Origin of the sequence: Mesorhizobium sp. M7A.F.Ca.CA.003.01.2.1, assembly GCF_003998945.1 — a bacterium.
GTDB lineage: Bacteria > Pseudomonadota > Alphaproteobacteria > Rhizobiales > Rhizobiaceae > Mesorhizobium > Mesorhizobium ciceri.
The window spans coordinates 1-8,962 of record NZ_RZRA01000097.1 but is presented as its reverse complement, the minus strand read 5'-3'; the positions used below and the strand labels follow the sequence as shown (position 1 = coordinate 8,962).

The 8,962-nt window shown below is 63.0% G+C and carries 9 protein-coding genes; 1 reads left to right on the top strand and 8 read right to left on the bottom strand.

Features of this window, described 5'->3' with window-relative positions; translation table 11 throughout:
• The 5 genes from EN969_RS06615 to EN969_RS06595 all read right to left on the bottom strand — a co-directional run.
• On the bottom strand, positions 1–229 hold a 229-nt coding region (locus tag EN969_RS06615), incomplete at its 3' end, for a twin-arginine translocation signal domain-containing protein (RefSeq protein ID WP_127419035.1).
• Between the two features lie 27 nt (positions 230–256).
• Entirely contained in the window at positions 257–1,318 is a 1,062-nt protein-coding gene (locus tag EN969_RS06610) for a maleylacetate reductase (RefSeq protein WP_063170176.1), read from the bottom strand.
• Positions 1,318–1,977 carry a dienelactone hydrolase family protein gene (locus EN969_RS06605; RefSeq protein WP_013533098.1) on the bottom strand — a complete coding sequence of 220 codons (660 nt, stop codon included), beginning with the start codon at positions 1,975–1,977 and terminating at the stop codon, positions 1,318–1,320. Before EN969_RS06605 ends, EN969_RS06610 begins: the two co-directional genes overlap by 1 nt.
• A complete protein-coding gene (locus EN969_RS06600; RefSeq protein WP_013533099.1) occupies positions 1,974–2,933 on the bottom strand; it encodes a VOC family protein in 960 nt (319 codons plus the stop codon). Before EN969_RS06600 ends, EN969_RS06605 begins: the two co-directional genes overlap by 4 nt.
• A 3-nt stretch (positions 2,934–2,936) precedes the next feature.
• Complete coding sequence (locus EN969_RS06595) at positions 2,937–3,842, bottom strand: dioxygenase (protein WP_063167498.1); 906 nt, start codon at positions 3,840–3,842, stop codon at positions 2,937–2,939.
• 93 nt (positions 3,843–3,935) lie between these two features.
• On the opposite strand from EN969_RS06595, the gene EN969_RS06590 reads away from it, so the two are divergent.
• Positions 3,936–4,886, top strand: coding sequence for a LysR family transcriptional regulator (locus tag EN969_RS06590; RefSeq protein ID WP_013533101.1), 951 nt, complete (start codon positions 3,936–3,938; stop codon positions 4,884–4,886).
• Between the two features lie 175 nt (positions 4,887–5,061).
• Here EN969_RS06590 and EN969_RS35875 read toward each other — a convergent pair whose 3' ends face one another.
• Genes EN969_RS35875 through EN969_RS06580 form a run of 3 tightly spaced genes read right to left on the bottom strand, consistent with a single transcriptional unit; the run spans position 5,062 to position 8,181 of the window.
• Positions 5,062–5,598, bottom strand: a complete 537-nt coding sequence (locus EN969_RS35875) for an HlyD family efflux transporter periplasmic adaptor subunit (RefSeq protein ID WP_245467421.1) — start codon at positions 5,596–5,598, stop codon at positions 5,062–5,064.
• Positions 5,595–6,437, bottom strand: coding sequence for a biotin/lipoyl-binding protein (locus EN969_RS35870; protein WP_245467420.1), 843 nt, complete (start codon positions 6,435–6,437; stop codon positions 5,595–5,597). Before EN969_RS35870 ends, EN969_RS35875 begins: the two co-directional genes overlap by 4 nt.
• The gene (locus EN969_RS06580; protein ID WP_063167497.1) at positions 6,430–8,181 is read right to left on the bottom strand and encodes a type I secretion system permease/ATPase; all 1,752 of its coding nucleotides are present in this window, start codon (positions 8,179–8,181) and stop codon (positions 6,430–6,432) included. The genes EN969_RS35870 and EN969_RS06580 overlap by 8 nt, the downstream gene beginning before the upstream one ends.
• Between the last annotated feature and the right edge of the window lie 781 nt (positions 8,182–8,962).

Here is an 8,962-nt window from a genome sequence, read left to right as displayed (position 1 = left end):
GGCTGTCCTTGACGATGACCTCGAAGTTCTTGCCCGCCTCGGAAGCGAGGAAGGCCTTGATGTTGTAGGCGTCGCTTTCCGCGAAGCCGGCGAGCGGCCCCGTCTGCGGCGAAACATAGCCCAGGCGGATCTTGGCGCCTTGCGCGATGGCCGGCGTCGCCAGGCGCGAACCGGCGAGCGCCAGGCCTGTCGCCGCCGAGGCTTTCAGTAGGCTGCGTCTTGTGATCATGTTTGGTTCCTCCCTCTTGTTTTGTTCTCAGTCCCCCGGACGGCGTCCCTCCCACGCCGCCTGAAGGAGTTCCCTTATCGATCCCGGATCAATCGGCCTTGGATTCGCATAGGCATTCTTCACCGCGATTGCCGCCGCGCGGTCGAGATCGGCCTCCTCGATGCCGATCGCCTTCAGGCTCAGCGGAGAGCCGACCGACTGTGCGAAATCCCAGAGCCCGCCGCCCGCCGAACCACCACCGAATGCCTCAGCGATCGGGCGCAGCAGATCGGGCACCGCCGCTTCGTTGAAGGCGGTCGTGTAGGGCAGCAGGATGGCGTGGGTTTCGGCGTGCGGCGTGTCGAACGAGCCGCCGAAGACGTGCGCCAGCTTGTGATGCAGCGCCATCGAGACATAGCCGAGTGCGGTCGAGCAGCACCACGCCGCATAGAGCGCCTGCGTCCGCGCCGCGCGATCCTGCGGATTGCCGATCAACCTTGGAATGCCTTCCCGAAAGGCAACCATGGCATCCCTGCACATCAGCACGATGACCGGATTGCGATCGGGGGCATACAAGGCTTCCATCGCATGAGCGATCGCGTTCATCGCCGAGGTTACGGTGAGATTTACCGGCAAGCTCAGTGTCAGATCGACGTCGTAGATCACCGTCTCTGGGCGAATGTCCGGCGAGCGGCGGGTGGTCTTCTCGCCGGCTGCCGTCTCGCCGAGTATGTCGGTCATTTCCGAGCCGGCATAGGTGGTGGGAATGACCACCTGGTCGGCGCCCGTGCGCACGGCAATGGCCTTGCCGAGCCCAGTGGTCGAGCCGCCGCCGAGGCTGACGACCGCCGAAGCGCCACTGCCGCGGAAGGTATCGATGGCCTTTTCCGTGACCTCGACAGGGGTATGCATGACCGCGCCGGCAAAGATCCCGGCGGCGAGGCCACCAAGGCTTGCGGCCAGCCTTTCCGCATCGCCCTTCTGATGCGGCGTCGAAAGCACCATCACCTTTTCATGGCCGAGCCGCCGGACTTCCTCCTCGACGCGAGCCATGGTGCCGGCACCGAAGACCACCCGTGTCGTCAGGCCCGGAAAGGTGAAGCTGTCCATCATCGCGCCGCCTCCATGCGCGGGCCACGCCCGGCCGCGAGGTCGTCGAGGATAGTGCCCAGCATGGCAATCTCGGCGTCCGAGACCTCATGGCCGCGGCCCGGGAACAGATCGGCCCGCAGGCTCGCGCCAATCCGGCCCAGCGATTGCGCGGCATCGGCAAACGCCGAGACCGGTATCCACGGATCGGCATCACCACCGGAAAGATAAATCGGCATTCCGGCCGGCGCCGCCTCGGATCTTTCGTCCGCCGGAACGCCGACACGGCAGCCCGTGAAGGCCGCCAAAGCGTCCGGCGGCGGCAGCCCCGCACAGAGATATTCGATCGAGAGACACGCCCCTTGCGAGAAGCCCGCGAGAAGCAGCGGCAGTCCGGGCAGTTCGGCACGCGCCGCAACCATTGCGGCCGCAAGGTGGTCGAGCGCGTCAGAGAGCTGCGCGCGGGCGACCGACGTCAACGGGTCGACGGCACGCGCCTCCCACCACATGCCGTGCGGCGCGCGCGGCAGGATGAAGGCCACGGCCGACGCGGAAAGCCGCGACAGCACATGGGACTGCATCTCTTCGGGCGATTGGCCGCGGCCGTGGACGAAGACGCAAATCGCCTTAGCCTCCGGGCCTCTTGGCCCAAGCCGGAGCGGACCGCTGCCTGAACTCACGCGAAATCCGCCTGTTCCAGGCCGGCCTGCAATTCGCTCTCGCGGTCCTTGAACCAAGGCGGGAAGACCAGCGTCTTGCCGATCTGGCCCGGAGGCTCGTCCTTGGCCCAGCCTTCCGGCGTGGTCCAGGCAATTTCGAACAGCGCGCCGCCGGGCGAGCGGACATAACAGGACTTGAAGTAGTTGCGGTCCTTCTGCTCCGATATGTCCGTGAAGCCGAGGCCCTCGATATGAGCGCGCAGCTTCAACTGGTTCTCTTCGTCGCCGGTGTTGAGGGCGAGGTGGTGGATCGTGCCTCCCGCCAGAGTCCAGGTGCCCTGCGGGCTGTCGCGGTCGACAATGACCTCCACGCGCTGTGCGACGCCGGCCGCATCCGGCACGCGGAACACGAGCCCCTCGTGGTCGTCGGCCTCTTTCTCCATCGGCAATGCGATGGTCAGGAAGTCGTCCATGGCGGTGCGGTCCATCACCGCCACCACGGCGCCGTAGATTCCCTTGATGCCGTGGGCCTTGCCGATGCCCTGCGCCTCGTTGGTGATGGGCGCGCGGGGATCCCTGTCGCTTTCCACCAGCTCATGCGGGATGCCGCAGGGATGTGCGAAAGCCGCACGGTCGGCGCCAAAACGGGTGATCTTGATGGCCTCGATGCCGCGCGCATTCAACCGGTCGACCCAGAAATCCGCGGCGCCCCTGGGGATCGACTGCATGATGGTGCGCGACTGATTGGACCCGCGGCGGCCATAGACGCCCGGCTTGCGGAACGGGAAGGTGGTGATGATCGTCGACGCATCGCCATTGGGCGAGCCGTAATAGAGGTGGTAGACCGGGATGACGCCGTCGAACAAGACGGTGCGCTTCACCGAATGCAGGCCGAGCGCCTTGGTATAGAAATCAAAATCTTCCTGAGCGCTGTCGGTCGAGAGCGTCAAATGGTGGTAGCCGCTGATACGTGCCATCGGTCATCTCCTCCCAGAGGTTTCGGTATCGCTCCGCCGCTGCGGGCAGAGCACGAGGTTGAGGTCGAGCGCGTGCTTGCGTTTTCCTCCATTGGGCGGCAGCGCGCGGAACTCGGCCATGAGTTCGGGTTTGACCCCGAAGATGGCATCCCGGCCGATCGCAGGGTCCGACCGGTCGAAGATGTGGGTCGTCAGCGTCTCGAAGCCCTCCGCCGAGACGCGAAAATGGATATGGGCCGGCCGCTCGAGGCCAAGGCCCAGCGCTGACATCAATTGACCGACCGGTCCGTCCGACGGCAGCGTGTAGCCCTTCGGCTTCACCGTCGTGAAGCGGAACCGTCCCTGCGGATCGGTACGGAAGCGTCCGCGCAGATTGAATTCCGGCTGGCGGTCGGGTTCCTGGTTCTCGTAGAGACCCTCGGCATTGGCCTGCCAGATCTCGACCGTCGCATCGCCGACCCCCGCGCCGTCGAGCGCGACGATGCGGCCCGCGACCTCCAGCGGCTCGCCCTTGTGATCGCGCGAGATGTTCGCGCCGGGTGGCATCTCCGGCACGTCGGCCCGGTAGAAGGGCCCGGCCAGGGTGTTTGGTGTCGCTCCGGCGGGGCGCGGGCTGTTCTGATCCTCGATCAGCGAAGACACGCCCAGGACGTCGGCGAACAGCACCCATTCCTGGCGCCGCGCATCGGCGTAGTGGCCAACCTCGGTCAGAAAATCGATCGCCTGGCGGAATTCCTCGCCGGAGGGCCGCAACTCCACGATCAGCGCGTGCAAACCATCCACGGCTGCCTGCGCCGCCGCCGCCAGGCGGGACTGGCCCATTGCCGTCAGGCGCCGCGAGAATTCCTCGGCCTGCGTCGATATCGCCTTGGGGGACTCATCCCGCTTCGGGTCGTGCTGGCCGTGCATTCCGCCGGGGCCTCCCTTCCCCTTGCCAAGCGGGATAGCACGGCCCGACGCGATGCTTGATGAGATGTGACGTCCCTTGTATAGCGTTTTGCTATGAAGCTGAACGAGCGCCACCTCATGCAGCTCGCCGCGGTGCTGGATGCCGGCGGCGTGTCGGAAGGAGCCGCCATGCTGGGCTTGACCCAGCCGGCGGTCAGCCGATCACTGGCCATGCTGGAGGCGCGGGTGGGTGAGCCGCTGTTCCTCAAGGGCCGCCGGCCGCTGCAGGCGACGCCGCTCGGCTTCCAGCTGGCGGCGCAGGGCCGCACGATCATCACCGCGTCGCGCAAGGCGTCGGATGCGGTGCAGGGCTTCATGAAAGGCACCAAAGGTGTCGTCCGTGTCGGCGGCGTGCCGTTCTTCATGGACGCGATGATCAGCCGGATGATCGGAGAATTCCAGAAGCTCGAACCCGAGGTCACCGTTCAGCAGAGCTACATGAACCTGCCCGAGATGGTCGCGGCGCTGGACAGCAACCAGATCGACCTCGGCATCGTGCCGATCGGCGTGCTCGACCTTGGTCCCGGCTTCGAATTCACCGAAATCCTGCCCGGACGCAATGTCGTGGCTTGCCGGCCCGATCATCCCCTGCTGCGAAATCGCCGCCTCAGGGCGCATGACCTGACCAGCTTTCCCTGGGTGGCTCCCCTGCCCGGCTCTCCGCTGATGTCGGACCTGCAGATGATCCTGATGAGCATCGGCATGTCGGACCTGAACATCCGCTATTCGGGAGGCTCGCTGATGAGCGTGATCAACTTCCTTGCCGAAACCGATGCGTTGGCCGTGCTGCCATTCTCCGTAGTCTTCGCGCAGCGCAAGGAGAGCCGGGTTACGGTGCTGCCCTATGAAATCCCGCAGCCCAGCCGCTCACTCGGTATCCTTCGCCGGGTCAGCGGACCACGCTCACCGGCGGCAGAGCGCTTCGCCGGCCACGTCACGACCGCCTTCGAAAACCTGAAGCACATCATCAAACGGCATGAGAATGCCGTTGTCTGGGGACGGTAAACCAGCCTCGCTATTCGAATGATGCGGTAGCGTCACACAACGCGCATGTTTCCTCCAGCCGGAGGCGCTTCATCCCCGCGTCGCCGGTTAGGCTCGACGGCCGCCCGCCCCCAAAAGCCGTCGGGCCGCCAGAAATCCCGATATCCTATTGGTCACGCCCTCCTCCACCTCGCCATCACTGCGTAAACGCTTTGGACATCTGATCCGCAAAGGGTTTCAACAGATAAGACCAGACATTGCGTTCGTCGGTGCGGATATGAACCTCGGCGGGCATACCTGGCCTCAGCACCTTCGCTTCGGTCAGGCAGCTCGATTTGCTTTCAACCTTGATACGCGCCGAAAAATAGGAAAGCTGACGTTGCGGGTCTTTAATCAGATCTGCCGAGATGTGTTTCACTGACCCTTGGCAGACCGGAGTGGTTCCCACGTCGAACGCCGGAAAACGGATTGATACCGGCTGCCCAGGCCGGACATCGTCGACCCGCGACGGAGGGATCAGCGCGTCCACCACAAGATCGTCGGTATCAGGTACGATGGTCATAAGCATCTCGCCAGGCGCGATAACGCCGCCGACGGTATGGACAGCCGATTCCTGTATCGTTCCGGACTGTGGCGCGCGGATCGTTGTCTTGGTCAGTTCATCCTGCGCCACAATCCTCCGTTCGTTGAGTTCGGTCTGTTTGGCTTCGGTCTCGCGGAGTTCGGTCGTCACGTCGGTGCGCCTTTGGTCATCCAGCTGCAGCATCTGCAACCCCGTTTCGCTGATGCGCGCCTGGCTTCAGCTACTGCTGCAGCGAGGCGACCCGATTCTCCCCTGGCCCGGGTGGCATCCAACTTGATGTTGCTTACCCTCTCCTTGGAGACGAGTTTTTTGGCGTAGAGGGAATCAACGTCGGCGAAATCCTTGCTCAGCAGGGCAACCGATTCATCCACCGCGCTCTGTTGCGCTTTAAGACCGTCGATCTGACGTTCAAGTTGCTGGGATTGGCTTCTCAGCTGTGCCTTCTGTCCAGCCAAAGCCGAAGAGCGCGTTTCAAAGAGAGCGCGTTCGCCGTTGACGAGCGCAGCCAGCTCCGGTTGGTTCATTCGCGCTTTCAGGCCGACCGGCAGCTGCATTTCCGCCAAGCCCGTGCGCTCGGCCTCCAGCCGGGCGAGGCGAACGGTCGCGCGATCGAGATCCTCGCTGATGATTTGCAGGTTCGCGCGTGTCAGCGTGTCATCCAGCCTGACCAGCACGTCGCCGGCTCGCACATGATCTCCGTCCTGCGCGAAGATCCCGCCCACTGTTCCTCCGGTTTGATGCTGGACCTTCTTGACGTTGCTTTCTACCACCACGGTGGCCGGTGCAACCACGGCGCCGGCGATCTTGGTCAATCCCAGCCACAGGCCGCCGCCGAGGACCAGCAGACCTGTAATCACCAAGCCGAATATCAGGTTGGCCCGTATACCGTCCGGCAGATCTGGCGAGCTCACGGCAGGTCCTTTGCTGCCACGAAGGGTCCGGGCATAGGACGAGAAGGTGACGAATGTTTCGAGCAGAGCCTCATGCATGCCCGGCAACCCCCGGTATCGGCGCCAAAGAAGATGGCCGAGGTGAAACAGGCGGTGAAGGTCGGAGCACGTTCGCCAAGACCTCCTCGCGCGAGCCAAAGGCATGAACCGTCCCGTTCGACATAACCAGCACCTGATCGATGTTGGCGAGTGCCGAGGGACGATGCGCAACGACAATGACGATGCCCCCGCGCTGACGCACTGCCCGTATGGCGCCGGCCAGGGCAGCGTCTCCATCCACGTCGAGGTTCGAGTTCGGTTCGTCGAGCACGACAAGGAACGGCTCGCCATAAAGGGCTCGGGCGAGACCCACGAGTTGCCTCTGCCCTGCCGACAGGGCTGCTCCCCCCTCCCCGATGCGGGTCTGAAATCCCTGAGGGAGTTGCATGATCATTTTCTCGACGCCGGCGGCTCTTGCCGCCGCAAGGACGCCTTTTGGATCCGTCTTGCCTCGGAACCTCGAAATGTTGTCTGCTACCGTGCCGTCAAACAACTCCACATCCTGCGGCATGTAGCCGATATGGGCGCCGAGATGTTCCGAGTTCCATTGATCGAGAGAGGCGCCGTCCAATCTCACCGAGCCATGGAGCGGCTTCCACACCCCGACCAACGAACGGGCCAGCGTCGTCTTGCCGGAGCCGCTCGGGCCGACGACGGCCATTCCAGCCCCCCTCGACAGGTGGAAACTTACATTTACAACGGTCGGTCTTGTCAGGCCGGGCGGCGCGACTGTCAGTTGCTCGACGGCAAATCGTGCCTGTGGACGAGGCAATTCCATCGGATCGTCCTGACTGCCAAATGCAGCCATGACAGCTGCCAGTTCGCTATAGCTGCGCCGGGTCGATAGAAAACCTCTCCAGTTTGCAATGGCCGCGTCAACTGGGGCCAAGGCCCGGCCGAGCAATATGGAAGATGCGATAATCACCCCAGGAGAAGCTTCACCGCCGATGACCAGGTAGGCACCGAGCCCCAGAACGCCGGATTGCAGACCCATGCGAAGCGCCTTCGAGAAGGAACTGGCGCCACCGACGACATCCGAGAGGCGCTCCTGCTGACCAAGATATGCGCGGCTGACGTCGCTCCAGCGTCGAGCCAGTCGACCAGAAAGCCCCATTGCATGAACAACCTCGGCGTTGCGCCGGGCGGAGTCGGCAAGCGCCCGTTGCGACGACAAGTCTTCGGAGGCGCGCGCGGCCGGACCACGGCTAAAGACTTCCGCAACCGCCGTCAGGAGGACCACGGCGATCGCGCCGACGGTTGCCAACAAGCCGAGCAAAGGATGGAGCAAATAAATGATCACCAGATAAAAAGGGATCCACGGAGCGTCGAAGATGACCGTCGGTCCCGTTCCGGAAAGAAAGCCGCGCAGTCGGTCAAGATCGTGCAAAGGCTGCAAGCGGCCCGCATCACGTCCTGCCTTGAGCGGCAAGGACAGGGAGATGGAGAACACCTTTTGCTGCAAATTTCTATAGAGAAGACTGCCGATGCGGACCAGCACGCGAAGCCGCACGAAATCCAGGAGCCCGTAGACCGCATACAAGCCCAGCATGCCGATCGTGAATCCCACCAGGGTGGGAACGCTCTGCGACGGCAGAACGCGATCGTAGATCTGCAACATATAGACCGAACCGGTCAGGGCGAGAATGTTTATCACTGCCGAAAACAGCGCCACGCCAAGCAGCCCAGGCATGCAGGCGAGAATGGCGGAACGCAGCTCGGGAGAACCGGCCCCCGATGTTTTCATGACCAGCGGTCGTTCGCGCGACACTGCCGCGCCGTTACTTCCGTAAATTGTGATGGCTCAAACCTTTCTTGGTGCGCATAGCAGCCGCTATCCGTCGCCCCCCTTATTACGCTCTGCTTACATACGTCGACTTTGAGGAAAATGCAGCGGATTCGTGGCGCAGGACCAACGAAACGCGACCCGCAGCGTGCACAGGCTGGGGATAACTCCCCCAAAAAACGGCAATTCACGCTAGTAACGCAGTCCAGAATGGAACACGCAAAAGGGGCTTATGTCCTTGCTTCCACACACTTTCAAAGACGCCACGGTCGTTGACACAAAATACCTGATGCGGAGCAACAACTTAGATCAATCAAACCTTTTGTCGTTCTGTATTCTGTATTTGATCTCGCCCCGATACACCAATCACCCGAGCAGACCATCAGTCTCCCAGACTTCCAGAGGCGGCAAATTGACGACCGTCAGGCCGGCACGCCGGATCGTCATTCAAACGGAGGAGGACGGTGATCGAGCCTGACGTATTGTGGTTTAACGCATGCGCAGGGATGGCGACTGGAGGGCTCGTTCACCTCGGGGCGCTGGCCGACGGGTTCGACCGGCCCCATCTGTGACGGCTGCCAACCTGCCCAAGGAGGCGGATCGCGCCTTCGCCATCGTCGTTATCAGAGCGGACGCCGCGTTAGCCGTGCGTTATCCGCGTAGTGGGGTGTTGCGTGGAAAAGAAGTATCGGAAATTAAGAAGAGCTGTCTGGGAAACGATATATAGGGTCAGCTTGATAAC